Here is an 18,757-nt window from a genome sequence, read left to right on the forward strand (position 1 = left end):
TCATGTTAATCTGTGTTAAGAATGCGTAAAAATTCTGGTATGCAAAGGAGAAGCATGAGAGATGGGTATTAAGGATATACTTGCATTGCTGGGAGGGCTCGCGCTCTTCTTATATGGAATGCAGATGATGAGCAGCGGCCTGGAGGCTGCTGCAGGAAACCGGATGAAATCAATTTTGGAAAAACTGACATCCAACAGAGTAAAAGGTGTATTGGTGGGGGCCGGAATTACTGCGGTCATTCAATCGTCTTCCGCCACAACCGTAATGGTAGTCGGATTTGTAAACTCAGGCCTGATGACGTTAAAACAGGCTGTCTGGGTTATTATGGGGGCAAACATAGGCACGACCATTACCGGCCAGCTGATCGCACTTGATATTGGAGCCATTGCCCCGATTTTTGCAATAGGCGGTGTCGCAGCCATCATGTTTGTGAAAAATGAGAAGGTACACCATATCAGCAGTATTTTTGCGGGACTTGGTATCCTTTTTATGGGAATGGATATGATGGGAAATGCCATGGAGCCTCTGCAGAACTCACCGGCATTTATTCAGTTCATGACTACATTTAAAAACCCTCTTGTGGGAATACTGATAGGAGCCGTATTTACAGCAATCATACAGTCCTCCTCAGCCTCAGTCGGAATCCTGCAGGCGCTGGCGGGGACAGGTATGATCCCGCTGTCCAGCGCGGTTTATATCCTGTTCGGACAGAATATTGGAACATGTATTACTGCAGTTCTGGCCTCTATTGGGATGAAAGTAAACGCAAAACGTACAACGGTGATTCATCTGATGTTTAATATATTTGGCTCGGTGCTGTTTACCCTGGTCTGTATGTTTACGCCCTTTGTTTTATGGATGGAGGCACTGGCACCGGGCAACCCGGTGTCACAGATTGCCAATGTACATACGGTATTTAATATAGTGACAACTCTGATTCTGCTTCCGTTCGGAGAGTATATGGCGGGTATGGCCGTAAAGATCCTTCCTGACAGCAAAAAAGAAGAGGAAGAAGAGTACAGGCTCAAGTATATAACCAGATTCGAACCTTCATATGCGATTGGACAGGGTGCTGTAGCAATTTCCCAGGTGGAAAATGAAGTGGGGAGAATGCTGGGAATGGTAGAGAAAAATATTTCCCATTCCTATGATATTCTTATGAAATATGACGAAAAAGAACTGAAAAAAATCCGGGAGCGGGAGACTTATATTGATTATCTGAACCAGGAGATAGCCGGTTATATTGTATCGCTTATGGCAAATGAAATGTCTATGTCAGATTCGCGGCAGATCAATGGATACTACGTGATCATAAGCAACCTGGAGCGGATCGGTGACCATGCCGTTAACCTGGCCGGATATGCAAAAGACCTGAAAGACTGGAATGGTGAATTTTCGGATATTGCCAAAGACGACCTGAAAAATATGAAAAAGCAGTGCCTTGATGCCCTGCACATTTTGAACAGACAGGAAGGAGATCTTCCCGCAATTATTATGAATCAGGCAGCAGCAATGGAGCAGAAGATTGATGATACGAGAGAAAAATATTTTAAAAAGCAGATGCAGCGCCTGAAAAAAGGAAAATGCCGTCCACAGAGCGGAATTGTATTCACAGAGATCCTGACAGACTTCGAAAGAATCGGTGATCATGTTAAAAACATAGCAGAACAATATGTAGAAATGGAAAACTGACAGGAGCACGAATATTTTCCTCTATTTAACAAATACTAGTAGAAGTGCTAATGATTACTAAGACGTTAAATGGAGGAGTTTCTTTATGAAAGCTACAGGAATCGTAAGGCGGATTGATGACCTGGGCAGGGTGGTCATTCCGAAGGAAATACGGAGAACCCTGCGGATTCGGGAAGGGGATCCGCTGGAAATATTTACAGACAGAGAAGGCGAAGTCATACTTAAGAAATATTCCCCGATCGGGGAGCTGGGGACGCTGGCTAAACAGTATTCAGAAAGCCTTGCTCAGACGATGGGATGTACAGTATGCATTACGGACAACGACCAGATAGTGGCCGCTTCAGGGAGCGGAAAAAAGGATCTGCAGGATAAGTATATCAGCAAAGAGCTGGAGAAGATAATTCAGACAAGAGAACAGCTGCTGGCAAGATCCGACAGCACTAAATATGCAGCGATTATCCAGGACGAAAAAGAATTCAAAGAGGAAGTCGTTTGCCCCATTCTCTGCGAAGGGGATGCCATCGGTGCAGTTGTTTTTCTGAATAAGGATGAAAAGAAAAAATTCGGCGAGCTGGAACAGAAAGTCGCAATGAGCGCGGCAGGTTTTCTGGGACGCCAGATGGAGCAATAAACAAAAATATAAAAAACAGAACCGGTGGAGACAGCATTTTTACACTCCGCCGGTTTTTTCCGTTTATCAGATGATTCCCGGAATTCCTGTTTCTGTATGGGGTGATCCGCCATAAATGCGGATTTTTTCAGCAAAGAAAGGTATATTCCGCAAAGGACAATCATATGTTGTATTAGTACTAGTACATCGTAAAATAATTAACAGTCAGTTACTTGTTTTACGATGTACTAGATGGACGAGGAGGAATTAGATGGAGAATAAGACAAATAAGCGGCAGGGGGCTGAAGGAAAGGCGATCTGGCTTTTAAAGGCTCTTTTGAGCGCTTATGTGGTGACGGGAATCCTTCTGCTATTACTGACTCTGCTGCTTTATAAATTGAATCTGGATGAGGGAAAAGTAACAGGAGGTATTATTGCTATTTACGTAGTTTCCACTTTTGTGGGCGGATTTGTGGCAGGAAAGCTGGCGAAATTCCGGAAGTTTGCATGGGGGCTGACCATTGGAATTCTGTATTTCGGACTGCTGCTTCTGATCTCCCTTGGAGTGTACCGTTCCATGCAGGGGGGCGGGGCAAATATACTGACCACATTTCTTCTCTGTGCAGGAGGCGGGATGCTGGGCGGCATGGTATCCTGACAATCCGAGAATACAAAAAGGACATGAAGCCGGAAAATGTCGGAAAAGCGGCCATTTTCGTTCACGAAAAAAACACTTTAAAAACTACAGGCTCTGTGCTATAATGTTACGAGGTAAATACATGCCTGTAGCATGAATATAGGAGGAGAGAACATGAAACATATTAAAACACTGAATACACAGACATTAAACAATACAGTAAAAAAAGGCGGCTGCGGAGAATGCCAGACATCCTGCCAGTCAGCATGCAAGACTTCATGTACAGTAGGAAACCAGACCTGCGAGCACAAGAAATAGCATATCTGAAGTGAGAAACTGAATATAAGCACAGCATTTACACAGCGGCAGATGATCGGGTGTATGCTGTGCTTTAAGAGTATTTAAGAGTACCAATCAGGGCAGCGACCTCGGCCGCTGCCTTACGCTTGTTACCGGGAATTTTGTCCCGGAAGCGTCTGAATTAAGATGAAAGTGAGGGTATCTGTTGTGATACATCAGTACCAGAATAATGGGTATAACATTGTCCTCGATGTGAACAGCGGCGCTGTCCATGTAGTGGACAAGATTGCATATGACGTGATCGGATGTCTGGAGGCTATGAATCCTTCCCACACCGTTGAGACACTTCAGGAGGAAGCAACTTACCGCTGCCTGAAGGAAAAGCTGGGGGAGGACTGCAGCGAATCGGATCTGCGGGAAGTGCTGGAGGCAGTGACTGAGCTGACGGAATCCGGCCAGCTGTTTACAAAGGATATCTACGAAGATTATATCGGAGAGGTAAAGCAGCGCAAGACGGTGGTAAAGGCACTGTGCCTGCACATCGCACATGACTGCAACCTGGCGTGTAAATACTGCTTTGCGGAAGAAGGGGAGTATCATGGAAGGCGTGCTCTGATGTCCTATGAGGTGGGCAAAAAGGCGCTGGATTTTCTGATTGCCAATTCCGGGAGCAGAAGGAACCTGGAAGTGGATTTTTTTGGCGGGGAGCCGCTGATGAACTGGCAGGTTGTAAAAGACCTGGTGGCTTATGGAAGAGAGCAGGAAAAACTGCATAACAAGCATTTTCGTTTTACACTGACAACGAATGGCGTTCTTCTCAACGATGAGGTGCAGGAGTTTGTAAACCGTGAGATGGACAATGTAGTATTGAGCCTTGACGGAAGAAAAGAAGTAAATGACAGAATGCGGCCCTTCCGGAACGGAAAGGGAAGCTATGACCTGATTGTGCCGAAGTTCCAGAAGCTGGCTGACAGCAGGAATCAGGAAAAATATTATATACGCGGTACATTTACCAGGGAGAATCTGGACTTTTCGAAGGACGTGATGCATTTCGCTGAACTGGGATTTGAACAGATATCCATAGAACCGGTGGTTGGTGAGGAGACAGATCCATACGCCATACAGGAGAACGATCTTCCGCAGATTTTCAGCGAATATGATACGCTGGCTAAGACGATGGTGGAGCGGGAGCGAAAAGGCAAAGGGATTACATTCTTCCATTTTATGCTGGACTTAGAGGGCGGGCCGTGCGTGGCCAAGCGGCTGTCCGGCTGTGGTTCTGGAACCGAATATCTGGCGGTGACGCCGTGGGGAGATCTGTACCCGTGCCATCAGTTTGTGGGGGATGAAACATTTTTGATGGGAAATGTGGACAGTGGGATTGTGAAACCGGAGATTGCAGATGAATTCCGCAGCTGCAGTGTCTATTCCAAAGAAAAGTGCCGGAACTGTTTTGCAAGATTCTATTGCAGCGGCGGATGTATGGCCAATTCTTACAAATTCCATAATACAATCCACGATACTTATGACGTAAGCTGTGAGATGGAACGTAAGCGTGTGGAATGCGCGATTATGATAAAGGCTGCATTGGCAGATGAAGAAAGGAATGTGACTCATGAAGAAAAGTAAAGGCGTAATCAGCCTGATTCTGACGGTTGCCCTGATTGCCCTGCTGGGCTTTACAACGGTAGTTGGATTTGGGAAAACAGGTTCAGGCGCGGCAAAGAACATCAAACTTGGATTGGATCTGGAAGGCGGTGTCAGCATCACCTATCAGGTAAAAGGAGAGAAGCCGTCCCAGTCTGATATGGATGACACGATCTACAAGCTGCAGAGGCGTGTAGAACAGTACAGTACAGAAGCAACGGTATACCAGGAAGGCGAAGACAGAATCAGTATCGAAATCCCCGGTGTTAAGGATGCCAACAAGATACTCGATGAGCTGGGGCAGCCCGGTTCCCTGTATTTTATCCGGGAGAAGGACAGTGAGGGCACTGCGAACTACAGTCTGGACTCCTCAGGAAAATATAAGCTGGATAAGACAATTGAAGAGCTGCAGGAAGATGGTTCTATCGTCCTGAACGGTACGGATGTTAAGAATGCACAGGCAGCGACGACTCAGGATGACCTGAAAAATAAGGAAAACATCGTGCAGCTGTCCTTCACAAAAGACGGGACAGAAAAGTTTGCGGCAGCTACGAAATCGGCGGTTGCAGCAAAGGAGACAATTGCAATCTATTATGACGGAGAGCTGATCAGCGTTCCGAGTGTAAATACAGAGATCAAAGACGGCGAGGCACAGATTTCAGGAAGCATGACCTACGAGGAGGCAGACAAGCTGGCTTCTACCATCCGTATCGGTGGTCTGAGCCTGCAGCTGGAAGAACTCCGCTCCAATGTAGTCGGCGCACAGCTCGGTGAAGAGGCAATCAGCACCAGCTTAAAGGCCGGTGCCATAGGGCTTGCCCTTGTATTTATCTTTATGTGTTTTGTTTACCTGCTCCCTGGACTGGCAGCAAGTATCGCACTGATCATCTATACAGGGCTGATTCTTGTCCTGCTGAATGCATTTGACATTACGCTGACCCTGCCGGGTATTGCAGGTATTATCCTTGGTATTGGTATGGCGGTGGATGCTAACGTTATTATATTCGCCAGAGTAAAAGAGGAACTGACTGCCGGCAAGTCCGTAAGGTCAGCACTGAATGCCGGATTCCACAAGGCAATGTCTGCCATCCTGGACGGCAATATCACAACATTAATCGCTGCAGCTGTTCTGTGGCTCAAGGGAAGCGGTACTGTCAAAGGTTTTGCGCAGACGCTGGCTCTTGGTATTGTAGTTTCTATGTTTACTGCACTTGTTATCACCCGTCTCATCGTGTATTCATTCTATGCCGTAGGCATTCACAACGAGAAGGTATATGGACGTGTGAAAGCGGAGCGCAAGCCAATTGATTTCCTTGGAAAGAAAAAGGCATTCTTCGGAATATCGATCGCACTGATTCTGGTAGGCTTCGTATTCATGGGGATCAACGGAGGACAGGGAAAAGGCGTTCTGAATTACAGCCTGGAATTCAAGGGCGGTACGTCTACGAATGTGACCTTTGAACAGGAATACAGCCTGGAAGAGATTGATAAGAATATCGTGCCTCTGATTGAGGAAGCAACCGGCGACAATAATGTACAGGTTCAGAAGGTGGAAGGAACAAGCCAGGTCATCTTCAAGACACAGACACTGGAACTGGACAAGCGTGAAGCATTCAATAAAGCAATGGTTGATAACTTTAAAGTAAATGAAGACGAGATTACGACTGAAAATATCAGTTCAACAGTCAGCTCCGAGATGAGACAGGACGCGATTATAGCAGTTCTGATTGCAACAATCTGTATGCTGCTTTATATCTGGTTCCGGTTCAAAGATATCCGGTTTGCGACCAGTGCAGTACTGGCACTGCTGCATGACGTGCTTATCGTACTGGCATTCTATGTGATTGCAAGGGTATCCGTCGGTAATACATTTATCGCATGTATGCTGACCATTGTAGGTTACTCGATCAACGCGACCATCGTTATCTTCGACAGAATCCGTGAGGAGATGAAGACAAAGAAACGCGGAGAGGATCTGTCAGAGCTGGTAAACAGATGTATTACACGTACACTGACACGTAGTATCTATACCTCCTTAACAACGTTTGTTATGGTGGCGGTATTGTTTATCCTGGGCGTAAGCTCAATTAAAGAATTTGCACTGCCTCTGATGGTGGGTATTATATGTGGAGCTTACTCATCTGTATGTATCACGGGGGCACTGTGGTATGTGATGAAGAAGAGGAGTAAGTAAGAGGGGCGGCGGGGGCGCCTGAGAAAATCGGGATGCTCCGCTGCTGTCCGGTGAGGCTTGTGCTGATTCCGGAAACCGGCCGCTTAGCTAAGAAGCGCTAACTGCGAAAAAGCCGCATTTTATGGAACCGAGCGTATTCACTTAGAAAGCTGATGCTTTCTAAGCTCAGACGCTCTGGATAATTGATTCGGAATCAATTATCCTCCATAAAATGCGGCTTTTTCGCAGTAAGCGCTTCTAAGCACGCTTAAGGCTTCCGGAATCAGCATAAGCCTCACCGGACAGCAGCGGAGCATCCCGATTTTCTCAGGCTGGACGCATCCTTGCGGGAGGATAAAGCTTAAGGGGGGACTCTTTGACGGGAGAGGGGGGGATGGGGGTGGCGGAACGGGTGTTAATGAGCGAACGTATTTGTCGTAATTCGTCATATTACGGCATATTACGACAGGTTCATGTTGACAGGGGGATGGGTTTGTGGATAATATGGTACTGATATGTTTAATACAGATGGGCGCGTAGTGTATTCCCTGGTCTAGAGGGCGGATGATACTATGGAAAACAGGATGCCTGTAGGGGCTGTCTGTAATATATGACTTGACGGGCAGGGCGCGGTAAGCTGAAGTATTATGTTTGGCCAAGGGGCACCCCGTAATGCATGCCCTGTGGTTTGGTCTGCGGCTAAGCGGCAGAATAGTATATACCCAGAGGGGATTTCGTAACTCATGTGCTGAAGGGATACTTTGGATGAAGAAATAGATGTACGAGGAGGATAAAAGGTGGAAAAGTGGTTTGTTTGTATGAAGAAGGCGGATTTTAACGGGATCGCTGATAAGTACCATATTTCCCCGATTCTTGCGAGGCTGATACGGAACCGGGATATGATGGAGGACGGGGAGATTGAGTTTTATCTGAATGGGACGATTGCGGATTTGTATGACGGGATGCTGATGATGGATATGGATAAGGCCGTGGAGATTCTGGCGGAGAAGATCCGCGGTGGGGATGCGATCCGTGTTATCGGGGATTATGATATTGATGGAGTGAATGCGACTTATGTGCTGCAGGAAGGGATATCCAGGCTGGGCGGCGTGGTGGATACGGACATTCCGGACCGGATCCGGGATGGGTATGGGCTGAACCGTATGCTGATTGACCGGGCGCTGGAGGATGGCATTGATACGATTATTACTTGTGATAATGGGATTGCGGCTTCGGATGAGATTGCTTATGGAAAACAGCAGGGGCTTACGATTATTGTGACGGATCATCATGAGGTGCCGTATCTGGATGCGGGCGGTGAAAAAGAGTATCTGCTGCCACCGGCGGACGCTGTGGTGGATCCGCACCGGCCGGACTGCGAATATCCTTTTAAAGGGCTTTGCGGAGCGGCAGTGGCCTATAAACTGGTGGAAGCGCTGTATGAAGTGATGCAGAAAGATGTGGATGATATTGATTATCTGATGGAAAATGTGGCCATAGCTACTGTAGGGGATGTCATGGATCTGCAGGGAGAAAACCGGATTTTTGTGAAACAGGGGCTGGAAATGCTGAAGCGTACCGGCAATCCTGGACTGAAAGCGCTGATTGAGTGTACGGGGGTTCCTGTAGACAGGCTGTCTGCTTATCATATCGGGTTTGTTCTGGGTCCGTGTATCAATGCCAGCGGCCGGTTGGACACTGCGAAACGTGCGCTGGAGCTGCTGAATGCTCCCAGCCGCAGAGAGGCGGTAATGCTTGCCGAGGACCTCAAGGCGCTTAACGACAGCCGTAAGGAAATGACGGAAAAGGGCGTGGAACAGGCGGTAGATCAGATTGAAAATACTTCTCTGAAGGAGGATAAGGTTCTCGTTGTCTATCTTCCAGAGTGCCATGAAAGTATAGCAGGCATTATAGCGGGAAGAATTAAGGAACGGTATTACCGGCCCACTTTTGTACTCACACAGGGTGAGGAGGGAGTGAAAGGCTCCGGACGTTCCATTGAATCCTATAATATGTTTGAGGAAATGTGCAGATGCAGGGCGTTGTTTACGAAGTTCGGCGGCCATAAACTGGCCGCAGGGCTGTCTCTCGAGGAGGATAATGTAGACCGGTTCCGGGAGACGATCAATGAACTGGCTGTTTTGTCCGAGGAAGACCTTTTGCCCAAAGTGTCCATTGATATGCAGCTTCCGCTGGCTTATGTGACGGAAGCTTTGGTGTCGGAACTGGAGATTCTGGAACCCTTCGGCAAAGGAAATACAAAGCCGCTTTTTGCAGAAAAAAACCTGAAAGTGCTGAGGCCCAGAATTATCGGAAAAAATCAGAATGTTCTGAAATTTCAGGTGCAGGACAAACGGGGAAACCAGATGGAGGCAATTTATTTCGGGGATGCAGCGTCCTGCCTGGAGTATATCAGGCAGAAGGAGGAGATGTCTTTCACTTTTTACCCATCTGTGAATGAATATATGGGAAAGAGAACACTGCAGATTACGGTGGTAAATTATCAATAGTACTGTTTTACGTTACGCTTCAGACCGTGCCGTGCACCCCGAAGGGGGTGAACAGTAACCATATTGCGCGTTTTTACGCCTATTTATGGACGAAATAGTTTGAAAATTGTTAAAATAATGTTATACTTAAGGGTATGAAACTTACGATAGAAGAAAGGGGGAATTGATATGGCGGGAACTCCGGAATATGAATTGCTGAATAAAAATCTGGAGATTGTGGATGGGCATGCAGTGAAAGCGCCCGAAGATTATCAAGACCCTGAACAATTATATCAGGCACTGATAGCCAGAGTCAGGAAATATCACCCATCCGCAGATATTACCATGATTGAGAAGGCATATACGACGGCAAAGAACGCACATAAGGACCAGGCCCGTAAATCAGGCGAGCCATATATCATTCATCCTCTCTGGGTAGGCATTATACTTGCCGATCTTGAGATGGATAAGGAGACCATTGTTGCGGGAATGCTCCATGATGCCGTGGAAGATACGGATATGACGCTGGAGGATGTGGCCAGAGAGTTCAGCGAGGAGGTTGCGCTTCTGGTTGATGGGGTCACAAAGCTGGGGCAGCTGTCCTATTCCCAGGATAAGCTGGAGGTACAGGCAGAGAATCTGCGTAAGATGTTTCTGGCCATGGCGAAGGATATCCGGGTCATCATCATCAAGCTGGCGGACCGGCTGCACAATATGCGTACGCTGGAATTTATGACACCTGCCAAGCAGAAGGAAAAAGCCAGAGAGACGATGGACATTTATGCTCCGATCGCACACCGGCTTGGTATTTCCAAGATTAAGACGGAACTGGATGATCTGTCGCTGAAGTATTCTCAGCCGGAAGTTTATAATAATCTGGTGAAGGATCTGAATGAACGTAAGACCGAGCGGGAGGAATTTGTACAGCAGATTGTGGCTGAGGTTTCCACTCATATGAAGAATTCCCACATTCACGCAAAGGTTTACGGTCGTGTAAAGCATTTCTTCAGTATCTATAAGAAGATGGTCAACCAGAATAAAACACTGGATCAGGTTTATGACCTGTTTGCCGTGCGTATCATCGTGGATTCTGTTAAGGACTGCTATGCTGCGCTGGGTGTGATTCATGAGATGTACACGCCGATACCGGGGCGTTTTAAAGATTATATTGCGATGCCGAAAGCGAATATGTACCAGTCCCTGCACACGACTCTAATGGGGCCATCCGGGCAGCCGTTTGAGATACAGATCCGTACGGAAGAGATGCATAAGACCGCGGAGTTCGGTATTGCCGCACACTGGAAGTATAAAGAGAGCAGCGCCGGAAAGAGCGCGAAGGCCCAGGAGGAAGAGAAGCTCAGCTGGCTGCGCCAGATTCTGGAGTGGCAGCGGGACATGTCTGACAACCGGGAATTTTTAAGCCTGTTAAAGGGTGATCTGGATTTATTTGCAGAAGATGTATACTGTTTTACTCCCAACGGGGATGTCAAGAATCTGCCAAACGGTTCCACACCGGTGGATTTTGCCTATGCAATCCACAGTGCGGTGGGCAATAAGATGGTAGGAGCCAGAGTGAACGGGAAGCTGGTCAATATTGATTACAAGATACAGAACGGTGACAGGATTGAGATCCTGACGTCCCAGAATTCAAAGGGCCCCAGCCGTGACTGGCTGAACATTGTCAAGAGTACCCAGGCCAAGAATAAGATTAACCAGTGGTTTAAGAGAGAGTTCAAGGAAGACAATATCATCCGTGGAAAAGAAATGATTGCTTCTTACTGTAAGGCGAAGTCCATTAATTTGCCTAATATAATGAAGGCGAAATACCAGCAGACAGTCCAGCAGAAATACGGATTCCGTGACTGGGATGCAGTGCTGGCGGCGCTTGGCCATGGTGGTGTGAAGGAGGGCCAGGTAGTAAACCGGCTTGTGGAGGAATACGAGAAGGAACACAAGAAAACAATTACGGACGAGACAATCCTGGAAAAGATCTCCGAAGCGAATAACCAGAAGGTGCATATTGCCAAGTCCAAGAGCGGGATTTTGATCAAGGGGATCGATGATATGGCAGTACGTTTTTCCAAGTGCTGTAATCCGGTGCCGGGAGACGAGATTGTTGGTTTTGTAACCCGCGGCCGTGGGATGTCGATTCACAGAACAGATTGTGTTAATATGATCCACCTTTCTGATACAGAGAGGGAGAGACTCATTGATGCGGAGTGGGAAGAAACCGCAGCAGAGGAGAACGGTGGACAGTATCTGGCGGAACTGAAGATGTTTGCCCATGACAGACAGGGGCTTTTGCTGGAGATTACCAAGATTTTCACGGAGGCTAAGATTGATGTGAAGTCCATGAATATCAGGACGAGCAAAAAAGGAACGGCTTCTCTGGATATGGGATTTATTGTCCATGGCAGAGATGAACTGAACCGTGTGATTGAGAAGCTGCGCCAGATCGAAGGCGTGATGGATATTGAAAGAACGGCGGGGTAGAGAGATGAAGATTGAGAAATTTGTGATCGGAATAATCGGAACGAATTGTTATCTTGTACAGAACGAAGAAACAAAAGAATGCTTTCTGGTGGATCCGGCCATTTGTCCGGCAGAACTGGTGAGCCATATAAAGAGCCAGGGACTTGCGCTGAAGGCAATTTTGCTGACACACGGACATTTTGACCATATTATGGGGATTGATGGGTTCCTGAAAGAGTTTCAGGTTCCCGTTTATGCACACGAGGAAGAGAAGCTGCTGCTAAATGATCCTGCCATGAATTCTTCTGTTAATTATGGACCAGGCTACACATTTTCAAGGGCAGAGTATCTGAAAGATGGACAGAAACTGACGGTCGCGGGGATGGAGATTGAAGTGCTGTATACACCCGGACATACGATCGGCGGATGCTGTTACTATATTCCGGACGAAGGAGTACTGTTCAGCGGGGATACGCTTTTCTGGACTTCCATCGGCAGAGATGATCTGCCCACAGGGAGCTGCAGTCAGCTGATTCGGTCTATTCAGGAAAAGCTGATGTGCCTCCCGGATAAGACGCAGGTTTATCCGGGACATATGCAGGAGACTTCGATTGGATTTGAGAAGATACACAATCCATTCATATAGTGTAGGAATATAAATGTAACAGTTTAGACTTGTCTGAACTGTTACAAATAAATAACCTATAGTCAGGAATTTAATATATTATGATTGAAATCAGCAGTAAAGATACTTTATATATGTATAATTTATATCATATCACGAAAGCCTTTTTCCCGAATGAAGAGATCAGGCAGAATGTGGATGACGGGCAAGAACCTCTGGTAAGACTGGTGTTGGAAGGGGGCTCTTGCTTTTCCATTCCGGCGGATGAGGCCGGACATTCCCAGGACAGGCAGGAGATAAAGCGGCATGTTACGAAATTGACTTATGATTATCTGAGCAGCATGACCGGGCGGAATCTTGCGTGGGGGATGCTGACCGGCGTCAGGCCCACGAAGCTGGCAATGCAGAAGCTGGAAGCCGGTATGAGTGAAGAAGAAGTGATCAGATTTCTTGAAGACACATATGGGGTCAGTCCCTTAAAAGCAAGGCTCGGCTGCGAGATCGCGGACCGTGAGAAGAAGCTTCTGAAGAGGCTGGACTGCAAAAATGGATACAGCCTCTATGTCGGGATTCCATTTTGCCCCAGTATATGTTCCTACTGCTCCTTCGGTTCCTCGCCTCTGGATCGCTGGGAGGACCGGATGGATCTGTATATGGATGCCCTCTGCAGGGAAGTATCGGCAATCGGGAAGGCGGCGAAAGGCCGAAAGCTGAATACCATTTATATCGGGGGCGGCACACCAACTACACTGAATGCAGCGCAGCTGGAAAGGCTGTTAAGTCTTCTGGAGAAGGAGTTTTCTTTTGATGACTTGCTGGAATTTACGGTGGAGGCAGGGCGGCCGGACAGTATTACTGCTGAAAAGCTGGAGGTGCTGGCGCGGCATCCGGTGACGCGAATTTCCGTAAATCCGCAGACCATGCAGCAGAAGACGCTGGATGCAGTGGGACGCAGGCACAGTGTCCAGGATGTGAAGGACGTGTTCCGGCTCGCGAGAACTTTAGGTTTTAAAAATATTAACATGGATCTGATTGCGGGCCTTCCCGGTGAAAATGCGGCAGATATGCGTGATACGCTCAGCCAGATTGAAGGACTTGGGCCGGACAGCCTGACGGTTCATTCACTTGCGATCAAAAGAGCGGCAAAATTCGGTCAGGAAAACCGGAAGATAGATCTGCATTCCGAGATTGCACAGATGATGGAAGAGAGCGCTGCGGCGGCAGAAAGAATGGGGCTTTTACCCTATTATCTGTACCGACAGAAAAATATTGCGGGAAATTTTGAGAATGTTGGCTATGCAAAGGTTGACAAAGCCGGAATATACAATATACTAATTATGGAAGAAAAGCAGACAATTCTCGCGGCGGGGGCAGGAGCCTCCACGAAAATCGTTCTGCCGGAGAAGATTACCCTTGAGAACGGCAGGCAGACAAGCCTGGTGAGAATTGAGAATGTAAAGGACATTGCGGAGTATATTGGCCGCATTGATGAGATGATAGAGAGAAAAGGAGAATGGTTATGGCGTTAAAGAAAAAACCGGTTACCGGGATGAAGGACATGATGCCCCAGGAGATGGAAATCAGGGATTACTGTATCGGGCTCATTAAGGAAACTTACAAGGCATTTGGGTTTTCATCGATTGAGACTCCATGTGTGGAACACATTGAAAATCTGTGCAGCAAGCAGGGCGGAGATAATGAGAAACTGATTTTCAAGATTCTGAAAAGAGGAGAAAAGCTGAAGATCGATACGGCTCAGGATGAGGGAGATCTTGTGGACGGGGGCCTTCGCTATGATCTGACGGTACCCCTCTCACGTTATTATTCCAACAACGCAAATGATCTGCCATCCCCTTTCAAAGCGCTTCAAATGGGAAATGTATGGCGTGCTGACAGGCCCCAGAGAGGGCGTTTCCGCCAGTTTATGCAGTGCGATATCGACATCCTCGGGGAACCGGGCAACCTGGCCGAGATCGAACTGATTCTTGCAACCTCCACACTGCTTGGGAAACTGGATTTTAAAAACTTTACCATCCGCATCAATGACAGAAGATTTTTGAAGGCAATGGCGGCGTACAGCGGATTTCAGGAGACAGACTATGAGAACGTATTTATCACACTGGACAAGATGGACAAGATCGGCATGGACGGTGTGGCAGCGGAATTAGAGGATTATGGCTATGCGAAAGAATCGGTGGAAAAATATCTTCAGTTATTCAAAGAAATTACGGGGGACGTGGAAGGCGTACGTTACTGCAAAGAGAAACTGGAAGGCTTTCTCGAGGATGAAGCGGCGGCTTCACTGGAAATGATTATCACAAGCGTTGAGAGTGCGAAAGAAGCGGATTTCAGAATTACTTTCGATCCGACACTTGTGCGCGGCATGTCCTATTATACCGGAACCATATTTGAGATCTCCATGGACGAATTCGGCGGTTCCGTGGGCGGCGGCGGACGCTATGACGAGATGATCGGAAAATTTACCGGGCAGAACACGCCTGCGGTAGGATTTTCCATCGGCTTCGAGCGGATCGTCATGCTGCTGCTGGAGAGAGGCTATCAGGTGCCTGCCAGCCGGGATAAAAAAGCATTTCTCCTTGAGAAAAACATGCCCCAGGAAGGCATGCTGAAAGTGCTGAATCTGGCGAAAGAAGAGCGGGCAGCAGGACGTCAGGTCATGATTGTCAATATGAAGAAAAACAAAAAGTTCCAAAAAGAACAGCTGGCAGAGCAGGGCTACGAAGACATCGTAGAGTGCTATCGCGATTCGATAGAAAACCTGTAAATGTGAAAAATGTGTGAACGGGGTCTGACCCTTTTGCAAAGGGGTCAGACCCCTATGAAGAAAGGATGAATGGGATATGGCTGAATCAATGAATGGATTAAAGAGAACTCACCGCTGTGGTGAGTTATCCAGTGCGAATATCGGCGAAATGGTGACGGTAATGGGCTGGGTGCAGAAGAACAGGAATAAGGGCGGCATTGTGTTTGTGGATCTGAGAGACCGCTCCGGTATTCTACAGATTGTCTTTGAGGGAGATGACAAGGCGGCCCTGATTGACAAAGCAGCGAAGCTGCGCAGTGAGTTTGTAATTGCGGTTGTCGGCAAAGTAGAGGCGCGGAGCGGCGCTGTGAATGAGAACCTGGCAACGGGTGAGATTGAAATCAGGGCGGAGGAACTGCGGATTCTTTCAGAATCAGAGACGCCTCCTTTCCCGATTGAAGAGAACAGTAAGACGAAGGAGGAACTCCGTCTGAAATACAGATATCTGGATCTGAGAAGACCGGATCTGCAGAGAAACCTTATGATGAGAAGCCAGATTGCGACTCTTACCAGACAGTTCCTTTCTGATGAGGGGTTCCTTGAGATTGAGACTCCGATACTCGGCAAGAGTACACCGGAAGGGGCAAGGGATTACCTTGTGCCGAGCCGTGTCCATCCGGGCAGCTTTTACGGGCTTCCGCAGTCCCCTCAGCTCTTCAAGCAGCTGTTGATGTGTTCTGGTTATGACCGCTATTTCCAGATTGCAAAATGTTTCCGCGACGAGGACCTTCGTGCAGACAGACAGCCGGAATTTACTCAGATCGATATGGAGCTTTCTTTTGTGGAAGTAGATGATGTGATTGATGTAAATGAAAGACTTCTTGTGAAACTGTTTAAAGAGGTTCTGGATGTGGAGGTTGCACTTCCCATTCCGAGAATGACATGGCAGGAAGCCATGGACCGTTACGGTTCAGATAAGCCGGATACCCGTTTCGGCATGGAGCTTGTGGATGTGACAGAAGTGGTCAAAGGCTGTGATTTTGTCGTATTCAAGGGCGCCATTGAGAATGGGGGTACAGTCCGCGGTATTAATGCCAAAGGACAGGGCGGCATGCCGCGTAAGAAGATCGACAAGCTGGTCGATTTTGCAAAGGATTTCGGAGCAAAAGGTCTTGCTTATATCGCACTGCAGGAAGATGGAAGTATGAAGTCTTCTTTTGCGAAGTTCATGACAGAAGAAGAAATGCAGGGACTTGTGCAGGCAATGTCCGGTGAACCGGGAGACCTGCTGCTGTTTGCTGCCGACAGGAACAAGGTAGTCTGGGATGTCCTGGGAAATCTGCGCCTGGAAATTGCAAGGCAGATGGAAATCCTGGACAAAAATGAATATAAATTTGCATGGATAACAGAATTCCCGCTTCTCGAATGGAGTGATGAGCAGAACCGCTTTATGGCTATGCACCATCCGTTTACAATGCCGATGGAGGAAGACCTGCAGTATATCGATTCCGACCCCGGCAGAGTGCGTGCAAAAGCATATGATATCGTGCTGAATGGAAATGAGATCGGCGGTGGCAGTGTCCGTATCTTCCAGAATGACGTGCAGGAAAAAATGTTCGAGGTCCTCGGCTTTACAAAAGAGCAGGCCTATGAGCAGTTCGGTTTCCTTTTGGATGCTTTCAAATACGGAGTTCCGCCTCACGCAGGGCTGGCTTACGGGCTGGACCGCATGGTGATGCTGATGGCAAAGGAAGACAGTATCCGTGATGTAATGGCATTCCCGAAGGTAAAGGACGCTTCCTGTCTGATGACAGAGGCACCGAGCCTCGTGGATGAAAAGCAGCTGGGAGAACTGGGTCTGGAACTGCAAAGCGCTGAATAGGAAGGTGAGTCATGTATATTGTTGCTTATCGGCTGATTAATTTACTGAATGATTCTGAATATGATTCTACCGACGCCCATATCGCGGAGAGTCTGCTGGGTATTATAACGGAAATTGAACATATGCCTATCGACCAGGTTGCCGACAAGTGCCATATATCCAAATCCACATTGTCCAAGTTTGTAAAAAGACTGGGATTTGAGGATTACAAGGAATTCCGCGACAATGCGCGCAACGAAAAGAAGAGGGCAGGATACCATAACTACGAAGAGAAAGTCCCCATGGACAGATTCATCGAGCAATACGGTATCGAAAGATATCTGGGTGTACTTTCCGGGGATATTGAGCACTTTTTATCGGGCATAGAAAGAAATCAGATCCGGGAACTCGCAAAAGCGCTGCATGAATATAAAAAAGTAGCGGCCTTTGGCTCTGTATATTCGGAGACTGTGGCGATGGATTTTATGTATGAGATTGCCGGAGTAGGAAAATACATCAAGACCAATATCTATGATGTAAAGCAGGAACAATATATCAATGAGGCGGATGAGGATACACTCATCATCATTTTCTCAAATTCAGGACAGTATATCTATGAAAATGGAATGAAACCCCTGGACCAGTCCAGGTCTTTCGTCCGTAAAACCAAGGGCAGAATAGCCCTGATCACCTCCAATAAGGAGGCGGCATACGACCCAAGCGTCAGCTATCCGGTGCTTTATCACTTCACGACACGGGTACAGAACCACCCAATCATAGAACGAATCATAATGGAGATGATTGTCGATGAGTTTAAAAGGACTGGAGGGGGTCGCAGTACAGGCGCGTAGAGCGCCGTCCGCCGCGGGAAACGGATATAGGGGGCATGGGACGCGGGGGTACGGCTGCAAGCTGGAGTATAAGTAAAAAAGAATGAAAACCGGGGCAGACCTGGCCACATCACCCGAAGCCTGATGGCTTCGCGCGCTGGGGCCAGGAATTTTTGTGATTCGGAATCACAAAAATTACCCCGGTTTTCCTTCTTTTTTACTTTACTCCAGCTAACAGCCGTACCTACGCGTCCCATGCCCCCTATATCCGTTTCCCGCGGCGGACGGCGCTCTACGCGCTGTACTGCTGGGTGTTCCCGGGTGGGGGACGATGCTGGATGCGCTGGAAGGTACGAGGACGGGGGATGCGGAATGAATGGTGGGGGTAATGAGCTGGTGCAGCAGATATCCGCCCGGCCATTCTGATCCACTGCTCCCGTCCAGCGCTTCCTGCCGGGAAGAAAATCCGACCTCCCGACCGGATGGACCCAGCCTGTCAGGGGCGGAGGGGCTGCGGCAGGGGGGAACTTTGGGGAAACTTTTTGAGGGCATAGAGAGCGCCTTAGTATCACTTGATAAAAACCACAGCGGATGAGAAGGCTAAACTCTGCTTCCGAAGCAGAGTTTAAGCCGGCCTGAGCCGCGCAATTCATCAG

The 18,757-nt window shown here is 47.9% G+C and carries 13 protein-coding genes; all 13 read left to right on the forward strand.

The window, feature by feature from the left end:
• Positions 1–61: 61 nt before the first annotated feature.
• The 13 genes from HMPREF0240_RS05250 to HMPREF0240_RS05310 all read left to right on the forward strand — a co-directional run bounded on the left by HMPREF0240_RS05250 (position 62) and on the right by HMPREF0240_RS05310 (position 18,122).
• Entirely contained in the window at positions 62–1,693 is a 1,632-nt protein-coding gene (locus tag HMPREF0240_RS05250; protein WP_009002403.1) for a Na/Pi cotransporter family protein, read from the forward strand.
• 85 nt (positions 1,694–1,778) lie between these two features.
• Positions 1,779–2,324, forward strand: coding sequence for a stage V sporulation protein T (spoVT, locus tag HMPREF0240_RS05255; protein ID WP_009002404.1), 546 nt, complete (start codon positions 1,779–1,781; stop codon positions 2,322–2,324).
• Positions 2,325–2,574: 250 nt separating this feature from the next.
• On the forward strand, positions 2,575–2,961 hold the full coding sequence (locus tag HMPREF0240_RS05260; protein WP_009002405.1) for a TIGR04086 family membrane protein: 387 nt from the start codon (positions 2,575–2,577) through the stop codon (positions 2,959–2,961).
• A 153-nt stretch (positions 2,962–3,114) separates the two neighbouring features.
• Positions 3,115–3,258, forward strand: a complete 144-nt coding sequence (gene scfA / locus HMPREF0240_RS05265) for a six-cysteine ranthipeptide SCIFF (RefSeq protein WP_009002406.1) — start codon at positions 3,115–3,117, stop codon at positions 3,256–3,258.
• A gap of 189 nt (positions 3,259–3,447) precedes the next feature.
• Positions 3,448–4,869 (forward strand): thioether cross-link-forming SCIFF peptide maturase, encoded by a 1,422-nt coding sequence (gene scfB, locus HMPREF0240_RS05270; protein ID WP_009002407.1) that lies wholly within the window; start codon positions 3,448–3,450, stop codon positions 4,867–4,869.
• Positions 4,856–7,081, forward strand: a complete 2,226-nt coding sequence (locus HMPREF0240_RS05275; RefSeq protein ID WP_009002408.1) for a protein translocase subunit SecDF — start codon at positions 4,856–4,858, stop codon at positions 7,079–7,081. Before scfB ends, HMPREF0240_RS05275 begins: the two co-directional genes overlap by 14 nt.
• Positions 7,082–7,857: 776 nt before the next feature.
• Positions 7,858–9,570 carry a single-stranded-DNA-specific exonuclease RecJ gene (gene recJ, locus HMPREF0240_RS05280; RefSeq protein ID WP_009002410.1) on the forward strand — a complete coding sequence of 571 codons (1,713 nt, stop codon included), beginning with the start codon at positions 7,858–7,860 and terminating at the stop codon, positions 9,568–9,570.
• 168 nt (positions 9,571–9,738) lie between these two features.
• Positions 9,739–12,042 carry a bifunctional (p)ppGpp synthetase/guanosine-3',5'-bis(diphosphate) 3'-pyrophosphohydrolase gene (locus HMPREF0240_RS05285; RefSeq protein ID WP_009002411.1) on the forward strand — a complete coding sequence of 768 codons (2,304 nt, stop codon included), beginning with the start codon at positions 9,739–9,741 and terminating at the stop codon, positions 12,040–12,042.
• 4 nt (positions 12,043–12,046) lie between these two features.
• Positions 12,047–12,667, forward strand: coding sequence for an MBL fold metallo-hydrolase (locus HMPREF0240_RS05290; RefSeq protein WP_009002412.1), 621 nt, complete (start codon positions 12,047–12,049; stop codon positions 12,665–12,667).
• A gap of 80 nt (positions 12,668–12,747) precedes the next feature.
• On the forward strand, positions 12,748–14,175 hold the full coding sequence (hemZ, locus tag HMPREF0240_RS05295; protein WP_009002413.1) for a coproporphyrinogen dehydrogenase HemZ: 1,428 nt from the start codon (positions 12,748–12,750) through the stop codon (positions 14,173–14,175).
• Positions 14,166–15,431: a histidine--tRNA ligase gene (gene hisS / locus HMPREF0240_RS05300; protein ID WP_035312412.1), complete on the forward strand. Its 1,266-nt coding sequence runs from the start codon at positions 14,166–14,168 to the stop codon at positions 15,429–15,431. Before hemZ ends, hisS begins: the two co-directional genes overlap by 10 nt.
• A 76-nt stretch (positions 15,432–15,507) precedes the next feature.
• On the forward strand, positions 15,508–17,292 hold the full coding sequence (gene aspS, locus HMPREF0240_RS05305) for an aspartate--tRNA ligase (RefSeq protein ID WP_009002415.1): 1,785 nt from the start codon (positions 15,508–15,510) through the stop codon (positions 17,290–17,292).
• A gap of 11 nt (positions 17,293–17,303) precedes the next feature.
• Complete coding sequence (locus tag HMPREF0240_RS05310) at positions 17,304–18,122, forward strand: MurR/RpiR family transcriptional regulator (protein WP_009002416.1); 819 nt, start codon at positions 17,304–17,306, stop codon at positions 18,120–18,122.
• Positions 18,123–18,757 lie beyond the last annotated feature (635 nt).

Source organism: Clostridium sp. D5 (assembly GCF_000190355.1).
Taxonomy (GTDB): domain Bacteria; phylum Bacillota; class Clostridia; order Lachnospirales; family Lachnospiraceae; genus Faecalicatena; species Faecalicatena fissicatena_A.